19 protein-coding genes and 1 pseudogene are annotated in these 19,408 nt (G+C 34.2%); 11 read left to right on the plus strand and 9 right to left on the minus strand.

Annotated features, from left to right (window positions below):
• The first annotated feature begins 48 nt into the window (after positions 1 to 48).
• Positions 49 to 1,395, plus strand: coding sequence for a DEAD/DEAH box helicase (locus DVK85_RS10330; RefSeq protein WP_114678367.1), 1,347 nt, complete (start codon positions 49 to 51; stop codon positions 1,393 to 1,395).
• Between the two features lie 41 nt (positions 1,396 to 1,436).
• Here DVK85_RS10330 and DVK85_RS10335 read toward each other — a convergent pair whose 3' ends face one another.
• Positions 1,437 to 2,549, minus strand: coding sequence for a lactonase family protein (locus tag DVK85_RS10335; RefSeq protein ID WP_114678368.1), 1,113 nt, complete (start codon positions 2,547 to 2,549; stop codon positions 1,437 to 1,439).
• Between the two features lie 117 nt (positions 2,550 to 2,666).
• Here DVK85_RS10335 and DVK85_RS10340 point away from each other — a divergent pair, with 117 nt between their 5' ends.
• Genes DVK85_RS10340 through DVK85_RS10355 form a run of 4 tightly spaced genes read left to right on the plus strand, consistent with a single transcriptional unit; the run spans position 2,667 to position 6,850 of the window.
• On the plus strand, positions 2,667 to 4,595 hold the full coding sequence (locus DVK85_RS10340) for a vWA domain-containing protein (protein ID WP_114678369.1): 1,929 nt from the start codon (positions 2,667 to 2,669) through the stop codon (positions 4,593 to 4,595).
• A 1-nt stretch (position 4,596) separates the two neighbouring features.
• Positions 4,597 to 5,856 (plus strand): dihydroorotase, encoded by a 1,260-nt coding sequence (locus tag DVK85_RS10345; protein ID WP_114678370.1) that lies wholly within the window; start codon positions 4,597 to 4,599, stop codon positions 5,854 to 5,856.
• A gap of 20 nt (positions 5,857 to 5,876) precedes the next feature.
• The gene (locus DVK85_RS10350; RefSeq protein ID WP_114678371.1) at positions 5,877 to 6,200 is read left to right on the plus strand and encodes a DUF4870 domain-containing protein; all 324 of its coding nucleotides are present in this window, start codon (positions 5,877 to 5,879) and stop codon (positions 6,198 to 6,200) included.
• On the plus strand, positions 6,200 to 6,850 hold the full coding sequence (locus DVK85_RS10355; RefSeq protein ID WP_114678372.1) for an alpha/beta hydrolase: 651 nt from the start codon (positions 6,200 to 6,202) through the stop codon (positions 6,848 to 6,850). Before DVK85_RS10350 ends, DVK85_RS10355 begins: the two co-directional genes overlap by 1 nt.
• A gap of 16 nt (positions 6,851 to 6,866) precedes the next feature.
• On the opposite strand, the gene DVK85_RS10360 is transcribed toward DVK85_RS10355, so the two are convergent.
• Genes DVK85_RS10360 through DVK85_RS10370 form a run of 3 tightly spaced genes read right to left on the minus strand, consistent with a single transcriptional unit; the run spans position 6,867 to position 8,663 of the window.
• The gene (locus tag DVK85_RS10360) at positions 6,867 to 7,355 is read right to left on the minus strand and encodes a hypothetical protein (protein ID WP_114678373.1); all 489 of its coding nucleotides are present in this window, start codon (positions 7,353 to 7,355) and stop codon (positions 6,867 to 6,869) included.
• Positions 7,356 to 7,390: 35 nt separating this feature from the next.
• Complete coding sequence (locus DVK85_RS10365; RefSeq protein WP_114678374.1) at positions 7,391 to 7,891, minus strand: hypothetical protein; 501 nt, start codon at positions 7,889 to 7,891, stop codon at positions 7,391 to 7,393.
• Positions 7,892 to 7,898: 7 nt separating this feature from the next.
• Positions 7,899 to 8,663: an MBL fold metallo-hydrolase gene (locus DVK85_RS10370; protein WP_114678375.1), complete on the minus strand. Its 765-nt coding sequence runs from the start codon at positions 8,661 to 8,663 to the stop codon at positions 7,899 to 7,901.
• An 86-nt stretch (positions 8,664 to 8,749) separates the two neighbouring features.
• On the opposite strand from DVK85_RS10370, the gene DVK85_RS10375 reads away from it, so the two are divergent.
• The 3 genes and pseudogenes from DVK85_RS10375 (at position 8,750) to DVK85_RS10385 (ending at position 11,774) form a co-directional block, all read left to right on the plus strand.
• Positions 8,750 to 10,219 carry a TonB-dependent receptor gene (locus tag DVK85_RS10375; RefSeq protein ID WP_114678376.1) on the plus strand — a complete coding sequence of 490 codons (1,470 nt, stop codon included), beginning with the start codon at positions 8,750 to 8,752 and terminating at the stop codon, positions 10,217 to 10,219.
• A gap of 230 nt (positions 10,220 to 10,449) precedes the next feature.
• Positions 10,450 to 10,734: pseudogene (locus tag DVK85_RS13750) on the plus strand (thrombospondin type 3 repeat-containing protein); the annotation flags it as partial.
• Positions 10,735 to 11,345: 611 nt separating this feature from the next.
• On the plus strand, positions 11,346 to 11,774 hold the full coding sequence (locus DVK85_RS10385) for a hypothetical protein (protein ID WP_114678378.1): 429 nt from the start codon (positions 11,346 to 11,348) through the stop codon (positions 11,772 to 11,774).
• 41 nt (positions 11,775 to 11,815) lie between these two features.
• Here the strand turns inward: DVK85_RS10385 and bcp are convergent, their stop codons facing one another.
• Positions 11,816 to 12,268, minus strand: coding sequence for a thioredoxin-dependent thiol peroxidase (gene bcp / locus DVK85_RS10390; RefSeq protein WP_114679038.1), 453 nt, complete (start codon positions 12,266 to 12,268; stop codon positions 11,816 to 11,818).
• A 34-nt stretch (positions 12,269 to 12,302) separates the two neighbouring features.
• Between bcp and DVK85_RS10395 the strand changes: the two genes are divergently transcribed.
• Entirely contained in the window at positions 12,303 to 12,962 is a 660-nt protein-coding gene (locus tag DVK85_RS10395) for an endonuclease III domain-containing protein (protein WP_114679039.1), read from the plus strand.
• A gap of 20 nt (positions 12,963 to 12,982) precedes the next feature.
• Here DVK85_RS10395 and DVK85_RS13580 read toward each other — a convergent pair whose 3' ends face one another.
• Both DVK85_RS13580 and DVK85_RS10400 read right to left on the minus strand, forming a co-directional pair.
• On the minus strand, positions 12,983 to 13,126 hold the full coding sequence (locus DVK85_RS13580; protein ID WP_162845289.1) for a hypothetical protein: 144 nt from the start codon (positions 13,124 to 13,126) through the stop codon (positions 12,983 to 12,985).
• Positions 13,127 to 13,179: 53 nt separating this feature from the next.
• Entirely contained in the window at positions 13,180 to 13,764 is a 585-nt protein-coding gene (locus DVK85_RS10400) for an RNA polymerase sigma factor (protein ID WP_114678379.1), read from the minus strand.
• A 330-nt stretch (positions 13,765 to 14,094) separates the two neighbouring features.
• On the opposite strand from DVK85_RS10400, the gene DVK85_RS10405 reads away from it, so the two are divergent.
• Positions 14,095 to 14,991: a DUF2167 domain-containing protein gene (locus DVK85_RS10405; protein WP_114678380.1), complete on the plus strand. Its 897-nt coding sequence runs from the start codon at positions 14,095 to 14,097 to the stop codon at positions 14,989 to 14,991.
• A gap of 132 nt (positions 14,992 to 15,123) precedes the next feature.
• Here the strand turns inward: DVK85_RS10405 and DVK85_RS10410 are convergent, their stop codons facing one another.
• Both DVK85_RS10410 and DVK85_RS10415 read right to left on the minus strand, forming a co-directional pair.
• A complete protein-coding gene (locus DVK85_RS10410; protein WP_114678381.1) occupies positions 15,124 to 15,597 on the minus strand; it encodes a YdeI/OmpD-associated family protein in 474 nt (157 codons plus the stop codon).
• A 1-nt stretch (position 15,598) separates the two neighbouring features.
• Complete coding sequence (locus tag DVK85_RS10415) at positions 15,599 to 16,513, minus strand: DUF5655 domain-containing protein (protein ID WP_114678382.1); 915 nt, start codon at positions 16,511 to 16,513, stop codon at positions 15,599 to 15,601.
• Positions 16,514 to 16,612: 99 nt separating this feature from the next.
• Here DVK85_RS10415 and uvrA point away from each other — a divergent pair, with 99 nt between their 5' ends.
• Positions 16,613 to 19,402, plus strand: coding sequence for an excinuclease ABC subunit UvrA (gene uvrA / locus DVK85_RS10420; RefSeq protein WP_114678383.1), 2,790 nt, complete (start codon positions 16,613 to 16,615; stop codon positions 19,400 to 19,402).
• Positions 19,403 to 19,408: the final 6 nt, after the last annotated feature.

Below are 19,408 nucleotides of genomic sequence, written 5' to 3' on the forward strand. Positions count from 1 at the left end.
TCTATAAGTCACCTCGCAATTCGCTATCTTTGCATAAAATATACCTAAATGACCACTTTTCTAGATTTCAACTTACCCAAATCATTACAAAAAGCATTAGACGAAATGGGATTTGTTACCCCTACTCCTATTCAAGAACGTGCTATGCCCGTAATACTATCGGGGCGCGATATGATGGGTATTGCCCAAACAGGTACTGGTAAAACATTTGCCTATTTATTGCCTATATTAAAGCAGTGGAAATTTGCAAAAACCGAGACCCCTCGTGTTGTTATTATGGTTCCTACGAGAGAGCTAGTAGTACAAGTAGCCGAAGAAGTAGAAAAACTTACAGCCTATATGTCTGTACGTACATTGGGTATATATGGTGGTGTAAATATAAACACACAAAGAAAACGCGTATATGAAGGTGTAGATATACTTGTTGCCACTCCTGGAAGATTAATGGACCTTGCTCTTGATAACGTAGTGCGATTTGATGCTATGCAAAAGCTAGTTATTGATGAGTTTGACGAAATACTTAACCTAGGGTTTCGCGTTCAGATAACATCTGTACTATCAATGATGAAGTTAAAAAGACAAAGTATCCTCTTTTCGGCAACAATGACGGATGATGTAGATGAAATGCTTAATGACTTTTTTGATTTCCCTGAAGAAGTATCATTGGCAGCTTCAGGTACACCTCTAGAAAAAATAGAACAACTAGGTTATCATGTCCCTAATTTCCTTACAAAAATAAACCTATTAAAGCAGTTACTACAAACAGATGGTTATGACCGTGTACTTGTTTTCGTAAACAATAAACGTACTGCCGATTTAGTAATGGAAAGTCTTGAAGAAGATTATCCTGATCAGTTTGGTGTAATACACTCTAACAAATCGCAAAATTACCGTCTTAATACTATGGCATCCTTTCAACAGGGTGAACTTAGAGGTATTGTGACTACCGATGTTATGGCACGTGGTCTTGATATTACTGATGTTACACACGTTATTAATATTGATTTTCCAGAAGTGCCAGAACAATACATTCACCGTATAGGGCGAACAGGACGTGCTGATAAAACAGGTATTGCTATAAGCCTAATAAGTCCTAAAGAGCAAGAACTGCAAATAGAAGCCGAAATGTTAATGGAAAAAGAGCTTAAACTTTTACCAATACCAGAAGAGGTAGAAATAGTAGAACGTTTGCTAGACTTTGAAAAAGAAAAGCAGAAAAGAAAAGTACTACTTAAACGTCCTAAACAAGAAGGTGGTGAAGCTTTTCATGAAAAGAAAGAAAAAAATAAAAAAGTAAATCTTGGGGGACCAGGTAAAACCAAACCTCGTAAAACTAAACCTCGTAATAGAGGTGTAGAAAAAACAAGAGCTGCAAAACGAAAAAAAGGTAAATAGAATTAAATTCTATTTACCTTTTTTAAACATAATAAAAGTTATTATTTAACTTTTGTAAACACTAAACAAACAGGTTGGCATACCTCTACTCTGTTACCTGTATCGCTAAGCATTCCTGTAGTTTTATCTCTTTTAAAGATTACTATGTTATTACTTTTTTGGTTAGCTACCAATACAAAATTTTCATCAGGATCTATGGCAAAGTTACGTGGTGCAATACCTTCTGTAGAAATTTCTTGAACCTTACTTACCTTTCCGTTAGCATGTACTTGAAAAACAGTAATACTGTTTGCCTCTCCTCTATTTGTTGCATATAAAAACTTACCGTCTTTAGTAATATGAATATCGGCAGCACTATTCTCTGCATCCTTATCCTCAGGCGCTATGCTTAGTTCCTGTATAGTTGCCATTTTCCCTTCACCATAGTATAGCACCGTTAAAGTAGCATCAAGTTCTTGTATAAGGTACATAAATGACCCGTTAGGGTTAAATACAAAATGTCTTGGACCACTTCCTACTTTAGCAATTATTTTCTCTTCTTTTAATACAAGTGTTTCCTTATCTCCTTTTGGATTATAATTGTAAACATACATTTTGTTAGCACCAAGATCAGTAGCTATTACATAGTTTTTATCTGGCGAAAATTGCACCATATGTATGTGCGAGTCTTTTTGCTGTGGTGCTAAGCTACCACTACCTGTATGAGCGATAACTTGTTTAGAGTTAGTAAGAGCACCATCATCTTTTTTACCATATACTGTTATAGAGCCACTACTATAGTTAGCCACTATTACATTAGTATCATCGGTAATAATATGACAAGGATCCATACCCTTAGCATCTTTTTTATTAATAAGGTCTACTGTATCACTACTTGGAGTATATTTAAAAGAGCTTACAGTGCTTTTAGTTCCGTTTTCGTTTACACTATATACATACTTTCCATCATTTGATACCGTAAGAAAACTGGGGTTAATAACTTTTTCAGAGCTTCCTTTTAATTTTAATCCTCCGTCGGTAGCATTATAATCATATATATATATTCCCTCGCTTTTGCACTCATTAGTATAAGTACCTACAAGAAGTTTATAATTACCTTGTGCATTAGCTGTTATTACTGCAAATAAAATAAGTAAACGGTATAGTTTCATCATAAATAGTTTAATAGTAAAAACAAAAGTAGCAATTAAAACTGTATTTAAAATTTAAGGCTGTTAATAACTTCACGCATTAGAATAAAAATTAGTATTTTTGACAAACTTTGAAAGCGAATGCAGTTTAAACATCCGGAAATCCTTTACTTTCTTTTCCTGCTGGTAATCCCTATTCTAGTACATCTATTTCAATTACGCCGTTTCCAGAAACAGTACTTTACCAATGTACGTTTTTTAAAAGAGCTAAATATGCAAACGCGTAAAAGTTCTGTTATAAAAAAATGGCTTTTATTGATTACCCGATTAGTATTACTAGCATTAATTATTACTGCTTTTGCACAACCCTATTTTAATGCTCAGGATAGTGAGAACACGAGCAACGAAATGGTTATACTGCTAGATAACTCGTTCTCTATGCAAGCAAAAGGCAATAAAGGTGAGTTATTAAAGCGCGTAGTACAAGATATACTTGAAAATACACCCGAAAATCAACAGTTCTCATTACTTACTAATACAGGTGCTTTTTGGGATACCGATAGTAAATCTATACAAAAAGAGCTACAGAATATACAATATACTGATGTTCCTTTCCGTCCTGATTTCCTACTTATTAAAGCAGAGTCAAAAAAGCCGAGTACAGGTAAAGACATCGTTATTATTACAGATGCTGTAAACCTAAACAGTAAAGACATTAATACCTTTAAGACTGACAGCCCTGTATATAGCATCATTCCTGAAGCAGAGAATAAAAACAACATAGCTATAGACAGTGTATATATAGCACAAGTACTCGATAACTTTTATGAAATCAAAGTAGAGATGCAAGCCTATGGTACTATTGAAAATGAAATACCTATAGCATTATACAACGGTAAAGACTTAACAGCAAAAACGGTTGTAAATTTTGATATTCCAAAACAGTCGGCTGTATTTACTATACCTAAGGCTGATTTTCATGGTTATATAGAAGTAAGTGACAATAGTTTGACTTATGATAACACCTACTATTTCAGTATATCGAAACCACAAAAATCAAATGTAATTGCTATAGGCGATACTGATAAAAATAAATTCTTGTCAAGGATATACACTCCCGAGGATTTCAATTTTATCGCATCAGAACTAAGAACTTTAGATTATAATGCATTAGAAAAACAAGATGCCATTATTTTAAATGAGTTGCAGGAAATACCACAAGCATTAGCTACTACCCTAAAATCATTTTATGATAAAGGTGGTAATGTAGTAATTATACCATCACCTGATAGTAACTCTCAAAACCTAAACGCACTCCTTACTAACTTTGGAAATGCAATATACAGTTCTATAAATAGTACTGAAAAGCAGGTAACGCAAATAGGGTTTAACCACCCATTATATAATACCGTTTTTGAAAAGAAAACAAGTAATTTTCAATACCCTAAAGTAAATAGCAGCTTTACCCTTTCAGGTGGTGCCTTACCTGTACTAAAATATGATGATGGAACACCATTCGTGGCATCACTTACTAATAGTTTAGGAAATGCTTATGTGTTTGCTGCACCCATCAATAAAACGAATAGTAATTTTCAGAACTCACCGCTTATTGTGCCCACTTTCTACAATATGGCACAAAATAGTAGTAAAACAGGTATAAGTGCTATAACTATAGGTGCAAGTGAAAGCCTTATACTGGATGCACTGCTTACTAAAGATGAAGTGGTAACGGTACGTAATGAAGATACCGACTTTATACCTATGCAACAAGTTTTGAGTAATAAAGTAAAGCTATCTTTTGGTGATTACCCTGAAGAAGCAGGAAATTATGCTGTTTATAAAAGTGACCAAAACTTAAAAAACATAAGCTTTAACTATGCCCGTAGCGAAAGTAATTTAGCGTTGCAAAATAAAGCAATACTTGATAAATTTACGATAACCAAATCTGTAGCTACAGTATATAATGATATACAGTCTGAAAGGACTGCTGACGAACTGTGGAAATGGTTTGTTATCGGTACACTCATCTTTTTATTATTGGAACTCTTTATTCAAAAATTTGTAAAATAAAATGAACCTACTATTCAAAAACGCCATTATAATAGATAAACATAGCCAATATAATAATAAGGCTGTAGATATAAAGGTTGAAGCAGGTATTATAAAACAAATAGGAAATAATATTACTGCCGTACCACATTTTGAAGTGATCGAACTGGAAAACCTGCATATTTCGCGAGGTTGGTTTGATAGCTCAGTGAGTTTTGGTGAGCCTGGTTATGAAGATAGGGAAACACTTGCCAATGGTTTAAACACAGCAGCAATAAGCGGTTTTACCAATGTTGCAGTACAGCCCAACGGCAACCCTATAACCGATACTCAAGCTGATATTCACTTTCTTTTAGGGAAAGCATCAAATACAGCAACATCTGTACACCCTATAGGTGCATTGACAAAAGGCAGTAACGGAAGCGATATAGCCGAACTGTTTGATATGAAAAATGCTGGTGCAGTCGCTTTTGGCGATTATAATAAAGCTATTCCTGATGCTAATATTGCAAAAATAGCACTACAATATGTACAGGATTTTGACGGTTTGGTAATTGCTTATGCGCAAGATGATAAAATAAAAGGTAAAGGTGTAGTACACGAAGGTGCAGTAAGCACAAGGCTGGGACTTAAAGGTATTCCTGCCCTTGCCGAAGAATTGCAAATAGCGCGCAATTTATTTTTATTGGAATATACAGGGGGTAAAATGCACATACCTACCATATCGACTGCAAAGTCTGTACAACTGGTAAAAGAAGCTAAGGCAAAAGGACTTAATGTTACGTGTAGTGTAGCTGTACATCATTTATTACTCACTGATGAAGTATTGATTGACTTTGATACACGCTATAAGGTTGCTCCGCCACTACGCCCTAAAGCTGATATAAAAGAACTTATCGCAGGAGTACTTGACGGTACTATCGACCTCATTACATCTGACCACAACCCTATTGATATTGAGAATAAAAAAATGGAGTTTGACCTTGCTAAGGATGGCACTATAGGTTTAGAATCTGCTTTTGGCGCATTACTTACTGTATTGCCTCTAGAAATGGTTATCGAGAAACTTACAACAGGGAAACAACTATTTGCAGTACAAGACCACGTTATAGGCGAAGGCAAACCCGCATCGTTTACATTATTTAATCCTGAAGCAAAATATACATTTACAAAACAAGATATACTTTCTAAATCTAAAAATTCAGCATTTTTAGGAATAGAGCTACAAGGAAAAGCTTATGGTATCTATAATAATGGAAAACTTATCCTGAAAAATAATTAAGAATAAAGAAATTAAAGAATATGAATTCTACTGTTGAAGAAGGAAAAACAATGGCTATAGTTAGTTACATAACTATATTTGGTACTATTATAGCAATGGTTATGAATAGCGAAAAGAAAAATTATTTTACATCTTTCCATATACGTCAGGCACTGGGCATTATTCTTACTTTTTTTATTTTGGGATACCCCGTAGGAATGTTTGATAGCTGGATGGTTTCATCTGCATTTTATGTATTTTTCTTTATACTGTGGGTTTACGGGTTTATGGGTGCTATTCAAGGAAAAATGTACGTAATCCCTGTACTTGGTCCTTTATTTCAAAAAATATTTAAAAGTTTATAATGCAACAAAATTTATCACTATACCACTTAGTAAGAGAACCTAAAATAAAAAAAGATAAAAACCCGTTAATATTGCTTTTGCATGGCTATGGTAGTAATGAGGAAGACCTTTTTTCTTTTGCTGCACAGTTGCCCGACGAATATTTTATAGTATCGGCAAGAGCACCTTATGCCCTACCCCCTCATGGTAATGCTTGGTATGCTATTAACTTTGATGCTGATATGAATAAATTTTCTGATAACGAGCAGGCTATACAGTCGCGCGATCTTATTGTAAAATTTATTGATGAGCTTATCGCTACTTATCCAATGGATAAAGACAATGTTACATTGGTAGGCTTTAGCCAAGGTAGTATATTAAGCTATGCTGTAGCACTTACTTATCCTGAAAAAATAAACAGAGTGGCTGCCCTTAGTGGATATGTAAACGAAGATATTATAGGTGAAAATGCCAATAAAGAAAATATTAATAAACTAAAATTCTTTATATCGCACGGCAGTGTAGACCAAGTTATTCCTGTAGAGTGGGCACGCAAAGCACCTGAGTTCGTTAAAAATTTAGGTATCGAGACCGAGTATCATGAATATCCTGTAGGGCATGGTGTAGCGCCACAAAATTTTTATGATATGCTGGCTTGGTTAAATAAATAGCGAAGAATACTAAAAACTAATTTTCCTGTTTATCGCTTCCTGTTATTTGTTTTTCTTCTATAGTAGCACCTGCATATTGTGGTTCACCATTTTTTAAAAGTGAGTAGCCATCATTAAGTTGTAACGACCATGTAGTATTCTGATAATGATTGCCCTCTTTTTCACGCTCCAGTAATATACTTGAAGTAGTATTAGGTAAATAGAGTTCTGCTCTGTTTCCTTTTTCTTCAAAAATAACAAAGGCACTTTTTGCTGTACCTTCACTTTTCAGTTCAGTAATGGCATTAAGGCGATAACCTTCTTCAAAAATACGAATGCATTTATTTCTTATAGAAGACCATCGATATCCTGCAGATGTAACACAACCATTAGCATCTTTATCATTACCCAGTACTACTTTTTTATTGGTCTTCTCCACGGCATCCTCATTTTTAGGGTTCTTGAGTATTTGCTCGCACGAAACGAAAAAAAACATCATTACTGCCAATGGAAATAGCTTTTTCATATCGGTAAAATTGAATATTAAATTTACAAAAAATATTAATACATACTGTTTACGTGCAGTAATGTTTCTACGGTTTCATATGTTACATCGCCGTTTTCTTCTACAAAGTACTTAATAAGCACTTCTCCCCATAACTTACCATTAGTAAAATCGGCTATAATCCAACGGTTATTTAGAATTTTTATTTTATTAATCTTGTAAGGTTTACCATCTATTGGCGGATATTGTATAAGCGGATTACCCTCAGTATTTTTATTTTTAGCATAAATACCATCCCTTACTTTTATTTCTAAAGCTTCAACATCTTGTCCTCTAAAATAATTACGTGCATTTAGGTTCTGTAACAACGAAAAGTAATCGGCTCTTTCCATTTTATCAGTTGTTACTGCAAGGCTATCTTTAAGGTTTGTTATTCTTTCAGTTAAATTTTCTTCTTTCTCTATATCATACTTTTCTTTGTTAGTAAAGTATACATAGGTAAATACATTTATCAGTATAGAAAAAATGAACAGGTATAATAAAACATTCTTCTTCATAATTATATTAAATTGTTATTTCTAAATTATCGTAAGCTAAAAACACATTTTCAGGTAATTGTTTCTGTACTTCTTCATGAAAGCCCATATGTTGACTAATATGCGTAAGATAAGCCCTTTCTGGTTGTACTATTTTAATAAAATCAAGAGCTTCTTCAAGGTTAAAATGAGTAGGGTGTGGCTCTACCCTAAGTGCACTAACTACCATTACCTTAACCCCTTTCAATTTCGCTATCTCTTCGTCTGCAATTGTTTTAACATCAGTAAGGTAAGCAAAATCGTCTATTCTATATCCCATTACCTCTAAACTACCATGCAAAGCTACAAATGGCTGTACTATTTTATTACCAATAGTAAATGGTTGATTACTCTTAACCTCTTTTACGTGTACTGATGGTGCTCCTGGGTATTTATTCTCTTGTTCAAAAATATAATCAAAACGCCTTTTTAAGTTTTCTATTACTCTTTTGTTTGCATAAATAGGAATATCACCTTGTTTAAAGAAAAAAGGTCGTATATCATCTAAGCCAGCAGTATGATCTGCATGCTCATGGGTAAATAATATACCGTCTACCTGCGGACATTTTGACACCAACATTTGCTGCCTAAAATCTGGACCACAGTCTATAACGTAAGAATAATTATCCCAATGTATCCATACAGAGACACGAAGACGCTTATCCTTATGGTCATTACTCAAACAAACGGGATGACTTGAGCCTATAACGGGTATTCCTTGTGATGTTCCTGTACCTAAAAACCAAACTTTCAAAATTGTTTATTTTTTACAAAAATAACATTATTTGTTTTATTAAACTGACTGAATTTTTAACTTTGCAAGTATATCAACACACTGCTATGAAATTAACTGAAAAGGATATAACCTTAAAGGGAGATAAAATAATTGAACACGTTCCTTCTACCAAAGATAAAGCGCTACGTATAAATCTTAACGAGAACGTTTATGGTACTTTCTCTGAGATAGGTGCAGGACAGGAAACTGTACGCCACTTTTTCAGAGCTGGTGGTTCATCGGGTACCATAGCCAAGGCTATGTCGGCATACGATAAAGATTTTAGTGATGCTATATACGGCATTGAAGATGATGCTAGGTATGTAACCGAAAGTCGTTTAAAAAAGATGCTTATGCACGAAGTGCATATTATTGAAAACAGACTAAAAAGAGATAAACACCCTAGCAAAATGTTTTTTAGCTATGCTAATACGGTAGCAACTATCGATTTTGCAAAACAGTTTAAAGGACATGGTTGGGTAGGTATAAAATATCAGGTAGAACCTGATGAAGATTACAACGAGATAACGCTACACATACGCTTTAAAGAAAATGATGCACGATTACAACAAGAAACATTAGGTATACTTGGGGTAAACCTTGTATATGGAGCTTTCTATAAATATAATGATCCTAAGAAGTTACTACGTTATTTATATGATAATCTTGATAAAGATCAGCTTGAAATAGATACTATTAACTTTTCTGGTCCTCGTTTTGCCGATGTAGATAATCGTCTTATGAGTTTGCAACTCGTAAAAAATGGTATGACCGATGCAGTAATGTTTAACCCACAAGGAAAAAACGTTTTACCTGCTGCTATTTTATACAAGAAAAACATACTTGCCCTAAGGGGTAGCTTTCGACCTGTTACCAAAGTAAACATCGATATGCTCGAAAAATCGCATAAGATGTTTATTGAAGAAAATAAAGTAGATAAGAATAAAACATTAGTTGTTTTTGAAATTACGCTTTCTAACCTTAGGTCTGAAGGTGAAATTAATGAAAGAGATTTTATGGACAGAGCAGAACTGCTTTGTTCTCTTGGGCAAACAGTTATGATATCTAACTTTCAGGAATACTATAAAGTTGTAGAGTATTTCTCTAGCTACACCAAAGCCCGTATGGGGCTTGCTATGGGGGTAAATAACCTTGTAGATATATTCGACGAAAAATACTACCGCCACCTTAGTGGAGGAATATTAGAAGCGTTTGGTAAATTATTTTATCGTGATTTAAAGGTATTTTTATACCCCATGAAAGATGAAGACGGTACTATAATAAACTCTGAAAATCTTAAAGTACACCCAAGAATGAAAGAGTTATATAAATTCTTTAAGTTTAATGGGAAAGTAATTGATATTCCTGATGTACACGAAGATCATCTTAATATATTCTCTCGCGAAGTACTTAAAATGATAAGTAAAGGGCAAACAGGCTGGGAAGATATGCTACCTGCTGGTATTGCAGAGCTTATTAAAAAAAATAACCTATTTGGGTATCATCCTGAAAATGAATTAACAGAACACAAATAGAATCAATAAAAAAGCAGCCAAATGGCTGCTTTTTTTAGTTTTACATACTTTCATTTATTATAAAAATCATCATTACTAGGTATATTTAAAATATAAAAATTCAATACTTTTATTATCTTTTACAAATAAACAACAATAGGAATGACTACATTTATAATTGTAACTATTTATATATGAAAGTAATTAATAAATATATTTTTATATTTTTCATTAGTATTAGCCTTATAGGATGTAAAAGCACACAATCATTAACTGAGTTAGATACAGATGGCGATGGTATAGCTGATATATATGATAACTGCCCTCATGCAGCAGGCACTATAGCGCTATCTGGATGCCCCGATCGTGATGGAGACGGTGTTCCTGATAATGAAGATGATTGTCCTGATATCCCTGGACCTAAAGAAAATAAAGGCTGCCCGTGGGCAGATAGTGACGGAGATAGTATTCCTGACAAAGATGACCTTTGTCCTGATACACCTGGTACAACTGCTAATTTAGGTTGCCCAGAGGTAGGTAACCCCATGCAAAGACCTCCATTACCAGCATTTCCAAAAAAACCACCTCGACCATCTGACGTAGAAGATATATATAGAACATATTTTAGTAATTGTCAAAAATTAGGAGATATTAACGATATTATTAGTAACGCATTAAATACAAACGGATATACTCGCAAGAGTTATTTTTATGTAAAAGATGGTTTCGCTGTTATTACACAACTCGAACAAACTGATGAACAAGGCAAAACAATACTAGGAGAAAATCGATGGACAAAAGATATATATAGTAACGAGGGTTTTTCTTTGTCAGAGTATATAAGTGCATTATTCAATGCACGGGTAGGTTATTATCGCTGTATTGTAATAGTAATCAATAAAGAACCTTTGTTATTCTCTGATAATAGTGAAACAACAACCGATTGGACAGATAGCCTTATTTATGACGGAGGTACTTACCTACCCGATGCTATAAGTAATATACCATATACATCACAACATAGAGTTACTGCGCTTATCTATCAGTTTAAAAAATCAGAAAATAATGAAGAGGCGTTAATAATAAGACCTACAGCAACGCCAGGGCAACACTTAACACTTTCAGGAATAAAAACAACTTTAAGACGATGAAAATACAATTTGAAACCGCCAAAAAGAGAATTGCAATAGTATGGTTTATTTTTGCAGCTACTATATTCGCATTACTGTTCATACAAACCATAAATGGTAAGTTTGAAAATAAAGTGAGTGAAGCTTGGGGGTGGTTTTGTCAAAATATTTTACCTACACTTTCGCTTATTATATCAGTATTTATTTTTGATAATACTGCTAATAAAGAAAATAATCAAACAGTAGATAAGTTTCATTTTAACATCGCTTTTTTTATCTCTATATTTTACTTACTTGTAGTGATTAGTGTAATACTAACTCAACCTTTTTCAAAAACTTCTACTATTGCATGGCTTCAGCAGTCAAATATTTATTTAGCTCCTTTACAAGGTATAGCAACAGGAGCTATCGGTATATTTTTTATAAGAAAAGACAGTAGCAATTAAAATTATGCATAATAAAAAAAGCAGCCAAATGGCTGCTTTTTTTATCCTAATATCTGCTCGGCATGTGCCTTAGTTTTTACTTTTTCAATTACTTCATCAATTATACCCTCTTCATTAATCACAAAAGTAGTACGATGAATACCGTCATACTCTCTACCCATAAACTTTTTGGGTCCCCATACACCAAAAGCATTAATAACACTTTTATCTTCGTCTGCAATTAACGGAAAGGGGAAATCATATTTATCTCTAAACTTTCCTTGTTTGGCTTGAGAGTCAGCACTAACGCCAAGTAATGCATAGTTCTTTTCCTGAAAACGTTCAAAATTATCGCGAAGATCACAAGCCTCAGCAGTACAGCCTGGTGTACTTGCTTTAGGGTAAAAAAACACTACTAGTTTTTTTCCTTTATAATCAGCTAATATATGTTTATTTCCGTCTTGGTCAATTCCTGAAAACTCGGGCGCTTTATCTCCTTTTTTTAATGTCGTCATAATGGTATATTTGTTTTTCATAAAATTACTAAAAATGACCAAAGCAGAAAAGGTTCAATTTGTTATAGATACGTTAAAAGAAACCTATCCTACCATCCCCATACCTTTAGACCATAAAGACCCTTATACCCTACTTATTGCGGTATTAATGTCGGCACAAAGTACTGATGTTCGGGTCAACCAAATTACGCCTCTACTTTTTGAACGTGCTGATAACCCCTATGATATGGTAAAACTATCTATAGAAGAAATACGTGAAATTATAAAACCTGTAGGGTTATCCCCCATGAAAGCAAAAGGGATACACGGATTATCTGAAATAATAATAGAAAAGTATAACGGCGAAGTGCCTGCAAGTTTTGAAGCCCTAGAAGCCATGCCAGCCGTAGGGCATAAAACAGCAAGTGTAGTAATGAGTCAAGCCTTTGGCATACCTGCATTTCCTGTAGATACCCATATTCATAGATTAATGTACCGCTGGAATTTAAGTAATGGGAAAAATGTAGTGCAAACGGAGAAAGATGCTAAGCGGTTATTCCCTGAAGAGCTATGGAATGAACTACACCTGCAAATTATATGGTACGGACGTGAATACTCGCCTGCTCGTGGCTGGAATTTAGATAAAGATGTCATTACCCGAACCATTGGTCGAAAAACGATATTAGATGAATACTATAAAAAAACCTCTCGTTAGGTTACGAGAGGTTTGTACTTTTAATTAGCTATATTTTCGAACGTACCATTACTTGTTTTTACTATTGTTAATGCTTTAGAATAATTTAGTAAAAAATCTATGGTTTCTTTTTTAGGTAACATTTCGGTAGTTGCTAATTTCTTTTTAGAGTAGATTTTTGCCATGTATAGAATGTTATTTGTTTTCTATACAACGCAAAGCAACTTCCTATTATTGCCTAATTAGTCAAAATAATATTATTTTTTTCTATAACTTTTCTCAAATTCATAAGTGCATAACGCATCCTGCCTAGAGCCGTATTAATACTAACACCTGTGGTATCGGCAATTTCTTTAAAGCTCATATCTTGATACATACGCATTTGTAGTACTTCTTTTTGATCATCAGGAAGTTCTTCAATAAGTCGCTTTACATCATTTTCTACCTGCTGGGTAATAATCCTGCTCTCTATATTAGGGTTATTATCACTCATAATAGAGAAAATAGAAAACTCTTCTGTTTCGCGAAACATTGGCATCTTTTTATTTCTCCTAAAATGATCTACAATAAGATTATGTGCTATACGCATAACCCAAGGTAAAAATTTACCCTCCTCGTTATAAGCATTACATTTCAGTGTTTTTATTACCTTAATAAAAGTATCCTGAAAGATATCATCTGCAATATCCCTATCAGTAACTTTAGAATAGATAAAACCGTAAATTTTTGATTGGTGTCTTTTAATTAAGATAGCAAGAGCATTTTCATCTCCGTCTATATAACTCTTAACCAAGACTGGGTCTGGGATTACAACATTAGCCATAGCACAACTTTTTAGTGTTCTTGAATTTGGTTCTCGATAAAATCAGAAACTGAGTTCCTAAAAAGTAGTTTTTTGTATAGGCTGTGTTAATTTTGAATTAATTATAAGCCAAATATAACATAAAAAAAACATTAAATACAAAAGATAATTTAAACTTTAACATTTAAAGCACAACATAACGTGTTAAAATATGCTAATTATATTTACTTCTTAAACATTAATTGGTAAAATCTTATAGATGAAAAATACATTAAGATAAATAGTACTAATTATTTGTTAAAGATCATCTAATAACTATATTTGAAAAAAATAATAATCACTAATTTTCAAATGAAAAAAATTACCGGGCTTCTTTTATTAACTCTCTTTTCAACAGTTTTATTTGCTCAGGAAGACATACAAGAAGAAGTACTAATTGATCTCGATTCTATCGAAAATTCATTTACGTACCAGCATGGAAAAATCAGTCTTAAAAACGGAATTGGAGAAATTTCTGTCCCAGACGGATTTAAATACCTTGATCCTGAACAATCAGAATTTGTATTAGTAGACCTTTGGGGAAATCCTACAAGTGAAGACATCACACTTGGATTGATATTACCAGAAAACCAAGGGATACTAGATGATAATGGCTATGTATTTAATATCCAATATGACGAAATAGGCTATGTAGAAGACGATGATGCTGATGATATTGATTATGATGAATTAATGGAAGAATTGAAAAAAGACGTCGTAGAAGAAAATAAAGAACGAACTGAGTTAGGATATGGATCTATAAAAATGATAGGTTGGGCAGCTAACCCTTATTATGACAAGGATAGAAAAATATTACACTGGGCTAAAGAAATACAGTTTGAAGAAAGTGAAATAAATACACTTAACTATAATGTACGTGTTTTAGGTAGAAAAGGAGTACTAGTACTAAATGCTATTTCATCAATGCCTGAACTTTCGTTAGTAGAAAAAGATATTCCTCAAGTACTCGATATTGTTAAGTTTAATGAAGGATACAGGTATGAAGACTTTGACTCATCAACAGACAGTGTTGCAGCATGGACTATTGGTGGACTTGTAGCTGGAAAAATACTTGCAAAAACTGGTTTTTTTACATTGCTATTAAAGTTTTGGAAATTTATTGCTATAGGTGCTGTAGCTGCTTTTTCATTTATCATTAGAAAATTTAAAGGTAGTAATAAAGAGGATGAGGATGACACTGATGTTTAAAACTAGAACATAGCATACAATTATATTTTATAATAATACAAACAAGGCTATCCATAATGGATAGCCTTGTTTGTATATATAAGTTCTCAAAAACAGTCTTGAAAAGTTTAAAAGAAGAGTTTTTTTAGCATTCTATAAACGCTCACTTTTTTCGAGCTTTTTCAGCAGTTTTATAATTCGTTCTACTTTAGTTTCTTCTTTCTTGGCTGTATATATCCAGTCAATAAATGCTTTTTGCTCGCCATCGGTATAGCTGCAAAAGGTTTCATAAGCATTCGGTTCGTTTTGTAAGCATAGCTTCAATTCTTCAGGTAATTCGACAGGAGTATCGTCTAAATAAAGTATTACTTGAACATAATCGCCTGCCTGCTTTTTTATCTTCTTACGTATCTCTGCCTTTACAGGTAAAAATAACTTACCATTGCCCATAGGCATTAGGCGATAATTTTTTATTTCATAATCATCAATAGTACCTCTCACCCTAACCCACCCAAATGGTGCTGATGTATCGGGTTTTATTTCTGGTATCTGGGCATAAGTCCACCCGCCCTTACCAGAAAATTTTTCAAGAAGGTAGGTTTTGTTAGCAAGTAGTTTAAAAGACATGTTAACCTTTATTTTTCCTAAGAGATTGTTTAATAAGGCTAAGTATATATTCAAGATTTTCTGTATCCGATACTTTTATTTCATAAGCTCCATTACCCCAATGTCCTATATTAGACACATCACGAGCTAAATCTTTTCCATCATTTAATTCACCATACTTTAAGTTAATGAAAATTTTGAGGGTTTTATTTTGAAAAACTATATCACAAAAAGTATTTCCATCAATTTTAAACCCTATATAATGCTTTTTAGGGTTAAGTTCAATGTTATCTTCTAAATTTAAGATTCCCTCTTTATATGATTCGTATAGTTCTTTTGTTTCAAAATCAGTTTTAATCAAATGTGCTTCTTCTGTATATACCACAACTTCATTACTTACATTTTTAACGGTTTCTTTATTCGATATCGTCTTTATACTTTCATTAGCATAAGTTTTTTGTAATTGATTAAAACTTATGGTATTATTTTCATACTTTTTTATTTCCCATAATTCAATAGGTAAATCTTTAAAATTAATCGCTTCTTTTTGATACGTCGTAAAATGAGGTGATATGAAAATTACTTTTGACTGTGTCCAGTCAACATCACTTCTCTTAAGAGGTATATCTTTTCTCTCATTATATTCTAATATAAAATCAGCTTTATTATTCAACATGAGAGATAAATATGCATATCCCTGATCTATTACACTAAAATTCTTTTCTCTCTTAAATTCAATTATAACAAATGATTTGGATTCATTATCAAAAGCTAAAGTATCTACTCGGAAATTATTATGAGAAAATTCAGATCTTATATAATCTAATTTTAAAAGTGATTGCAAATTACTTTCAATTAGTGATTGTATTTCTTTTTCGTACTTGAAAGGAGTTTCTTTGATAAGTTTAAAATCACCTAGTAAATTATATAATGCCATATTTATCGTTTTGATTATTCAAATATAACAAATCCCTCTTCATCCTCTTAACAAAAACTTCCTACGAAAAACGTATCTTTGCACATTACGATTTTTGCTATGATAAAAACAGATTTTTCTACGCTCGAACCTAAGAAAAATATACTTATAAAAGGTGCACAACTGCACAACCTCAAGAATATAGATGTCGCCATTCCGCGTAACAAACTGGTGGTGGTAACAGGGCTTTCTGGCTCGGGTAAGTCGAGCCTTGCGTTTGACACGCTGTATGCTGAAGGACAACGCCGTTATGTAGAGAGTTTATCGAGCTATGCCCGTCAGTTTTTAGGACGACTAGACAAGCCCAAAGTCGAATATATAAAGGGTATTGCTCCTGCCATTGCCATAGAACAAAAGGTAAACACTACCAATGCCCGTAGTACCGTAGGGACAAGCACCGAGATATACGATTACATGAAGTTGCTTTTTGCGCGTGTGGGGCGCACCTACTCCCCTGTTTCGGGGCGTGAAGTAAAAAAAGATACCGTTACCGATGTAGTTACCACCGTAAAGCAGCAAGAAGAAGGCAGCCGTTGGTTATTGCTATCGCCTGTACATATCGAGAAAGGACGCACCATAGAAGAAAAACTAGGTGTGTTACTCCAACAAGGATTCATCCGTATTTTGGTAGATAATGAAACTGTACGTCTTGACGAAATAGCCGATATCGACTTTAAAAAGAAAGAAGTACTCCTTGTAGTTGACCGTGTTGTGGTTAAAGATGAAGAAGAGTTTTACAATCGGCTTGCCGATGCAGTGCAAACGGCTTTTTATGAGGGTAAAGGCACGTGCTACTTACAAGAAGTAAGCACAGGCAACCGAATACCTTTTAGTAACAACTTTGAATTGGACGGTATTACTTTTCTTGAACCAAACGTACACCTCTTTAGTTTTAATAACCCTTATGGAGCTTGCCCTGCATGCGAAGGTTACGGCAGCATTATCGGGATAGATGAAGAGCTAGTAGTACCTAACACAGCGCTATCGGTTTTTGAAAATGCTATATACCCTTGGCGGGGCGAAAGCATGGGCTGGTACCGCGACCAGTTGGTTAATAATAGTCATAAATTTGACTTCCCTGTACATAAGCCTTATTTTGAACTATCTGAAAAAGACAAACAGCTTATATGGAAAGGAAACAAATACTTTACAGGACTTGATGCCTTTTTTGCCGAACTGGAAGAGAAAAACTATAAGATACAAAACCGTGTAATGCTTTCCCGTTACAGAGGTAAAACCAAGTGTAATGTATGTGGTGGTAAACGCCTAAGACAGGAAACAAATTATATAAAAATAGCTGATAGCACCATATCTGACCTTGTTGACTTACCAATAAAAAACCTGATTGATTTTTTTGATGGCTTAACGCTAAATGAATACGATCAACAGATAGCAAAACGTTTGTTGATTGAAATTAATAACCGCTTGCATTTCTTGCAGGAAGTTGGGTTAAGTTATTTAACGCTAAATCGTAAATCGGCTACACTTTCGGGTGGAGAATCGCAACGTATAAACCTTGCTACATCATTAGGCAGTAGCCTTGTAGGCTCTATGTATATACTCGATGAACCAAGTATAGGGCTACATCCAAAAGATACCGAAAGGCTTATAAAAGTACTCGAAAATCTGCGTAACCTTGGCAATACCGTAATTGTGGTAGAACACGACGAGGATATTATGAAAGCCGCCGATATGATTATAGATATAGGTCCTGAGGCAGGGACTTTTGGTGGTGAACTGGTAGCACAAGGCACATATGACGAAATTTTGAAATCAGACTCGCTTACAGCTAAGTACTTAAATGGAAATTTAGAAATAAGCGTACCTAAAAAACGTCGCAAGTTCAAGCACCATATTGATGTATTGGGTGCACGCGAAAACAACCTAAAAAATATAGATGTTACTTTTCCGCTCGATTGCCTTACGGTAATAACAGGGGTTTCGGGTAGTGGTAAGAGTACGCTCGTTAAAAAAATACTGTATCCTGCACTACAAAAACAACTGGCAGGCGTGGGTGAAAAAGCAGGACAATTTACTGATATGCAAGGGAGCTATTCGCACATAAAACACGTGGAGTATGTTGACCAAAACCCTATTGGGCGCAGTTCGCGCTCTAACCCCGTTACCTACATTAAAGCGTACGATGATATTCGGGATTTGTATTCAAAACAAAAACTATCGAAAGTGCGTGGTTATCAACCTAAACACTTCTCGTTTAATGTAGATGGCGGGCGTTGCGAAACCTGTAAAGGCGAAGGCGAAGTGACTATCGAGATGCAGTTTATGGCAGATGTACATTTGGAGTGCGAAACCTGTAATGGCAAACGCTTTAAAAAAGAAATACTGGAAATTGCTTTTGAAGGCAAAAACATCGATGATATACTCACCATGACTATTGATGATGCCGTAGCCTTTTTTACTGAACATAAGCAAACCAAAATAACCCAAAAATTACAACCGTTGCAAGATGTTGGACTGGGCTATGTACAGTTGGGGCAGTCCTCTTCTACCCTTTCGGGTGGTGAGGCACAGCGTATTAAACTTGCCTCGTTCTTGGTAAAAGGTACTACTAAAGATAAAGTACTATTTGTATTTGACGAGCCCACCACAGGACTGCACTTTCATGATATACAAAAGCTGTTAGCTTCATTTGAAGCCTTGCTGGATAAAGAACATTCTATTATTGTTATAGAACATAACCTTGACCTTATTAAGTGTGCCGATTATATTATAGATATTGGTCCTGAAGGTGGCGAAAACGGCGGACATTTGGTTGCGTTTGGTACACCTGAGGAAGTGGCTAAAAACCCGAAATCAGTTACTGGAGAATACCTAAGGGAGAAGTTATAAAGTATT

The organism is Flavobacterium arcticum, assembly GCF_003344925.1.
GTDB classification, from domain to species: domain Bacteria; phylum Bacteroidota; class Bacteroidia; order Flavobacteriales; family Flavobacteriaceae; genus Flavobacterium; species Flavobacterium arcticum.

What these genes read in the sequence shown, in the direction of transcription:
- DVK85_RS10330 (WP_114678367.1), top strand. Translation starts at nt 49, where the DNA reads ATGACCACTTTTCTAGATTTCAACTTACCCAAATCATTACAAAAAGCA.
- DVK85_RS10335 (WP_114678368.1), bottom strand. Translation starts at nt 2,549, where the DNA reads ATGATGAAACTATACCGTTTACTTATTTTATTTGCAGTAATAACAGCT.
- DVK85_RS10340 (WP_114678369.1), top strand. Translation starts at nt 2,667, where the DNA reads ATGCAGTTTAAACATCCGGAAATCCTTTACTTTCTTTTCCTGCTGGTA.
- DVK85_RS10345 (WP_114678370.1), top strand. Translation starts at nt 4,597, where the DNA reads ATGAACCTACTATTCAAAAACGCCATTATAATAGATAAACATAGCCAA.
- DVK85_RS10350 (WP_114678371.1), top strand. Translation starts at nt 5,877, where the DNA reads ATGAATTCTACTGTTGAAGAAGGAAAAACAATGGCTATAGTTAGTTAC.
- DVK85_RS10355 (WP_114678372.1), top strand. Translation starts at nt 6,200, where the DNA reads ATGCAACAAAATTTATCACTATACCACTTAGTAAGAGAACCTAAAATA.
- DVK85_RS10360 (WP_114678373.1), bottom strand. Translation starts at nt 7,355, where the DNA reads ATGAAAAAGCTATTTCCATTGGCAGTAATGATGTTTTTTTTCGTTTCG.
- DVK85_RS10365 (WP_114678374.1), bottom strand. Translation starts at nt 7,891, where the DNA reads ATGAAGAAGAATGTTTTATTATACCTGTTCATTTTTTCTATACTGATA.
- DVK85_RS10375 (WP_114678376.1), top strand. Translation starts at nt 8,750, where the DNA reads ATGAAATTAACTGAAAAGGATATAACCTTAAAGGGAGATAAAATAATT.
- DVK85_RS10385 (WP_114678378.1), top strand. Translation starts at nt 11,346, where the DNA reads ATGAAAATACAATTTGAAACCGCCAAAAAGAGAATTGCAATAGTATGG.
- bcp (WP_114679038.1), bottom strand. Translation starts at nt 12,268, where the DNA reads ATGACGACATTAAAAAAAGGAGATAAAGCGCCCGAGTTTTCAGGAATT.
- DVK85_RS10395 (WP_114679039.1), top strand. Translation starts at nt 12,303, where the DNA reads ATGACCAAAGCAGAAAAGGTTCAATTTGTTATAGATACGTTAAAAGAA.
- DVK85_RS13580 (WP_162845289.1), bottom strand. Translation starts at nt 13,126, where the DNA reads ATGGCAAAAATCTACTCTAAAAAGAAATTAGCAACTACCGAAATGTTA.
- DVK85_RS10400 (WP_114678379.1), bottom strand. Translation starts at nt 13,764, where the DNA reads ATGGCTAATGTTGTAATCCCAGACCCAGTCTTGGTTAAGAGTTATATA.
- DVK85_RS10405 (WP_114678380.1), top strand. Translation starts at nt 14,095, where the DNA reads ATGAAAAAAATTACCGGGCTTCTTTTATTAACTCTCTTTTCAACAGTT.
- DVK85_RS10410 (WP_114678381.1), bottom strand. Translation starts at nt 15,597, where the DNA reads ATGTCTTTTAAACTACTTGCTAACAAAACCTACCTTCTTGAAAAATTT.
- DVK85_RS10415 (WP_114678382.1), bottom strand. Translation starts at nt 16,513, where the DNA reads ATGGCATTATATAATTTACTAGGTGATTTTAAACTTATCAAAGAAACT.
- uvrA (WP_114678383.1), top strand. Translation starts at nt 16,613, where the DNA reads ATGATAAAAACAGATTTTTCTACGCTCGAACCTAAGAAAAATATACTT.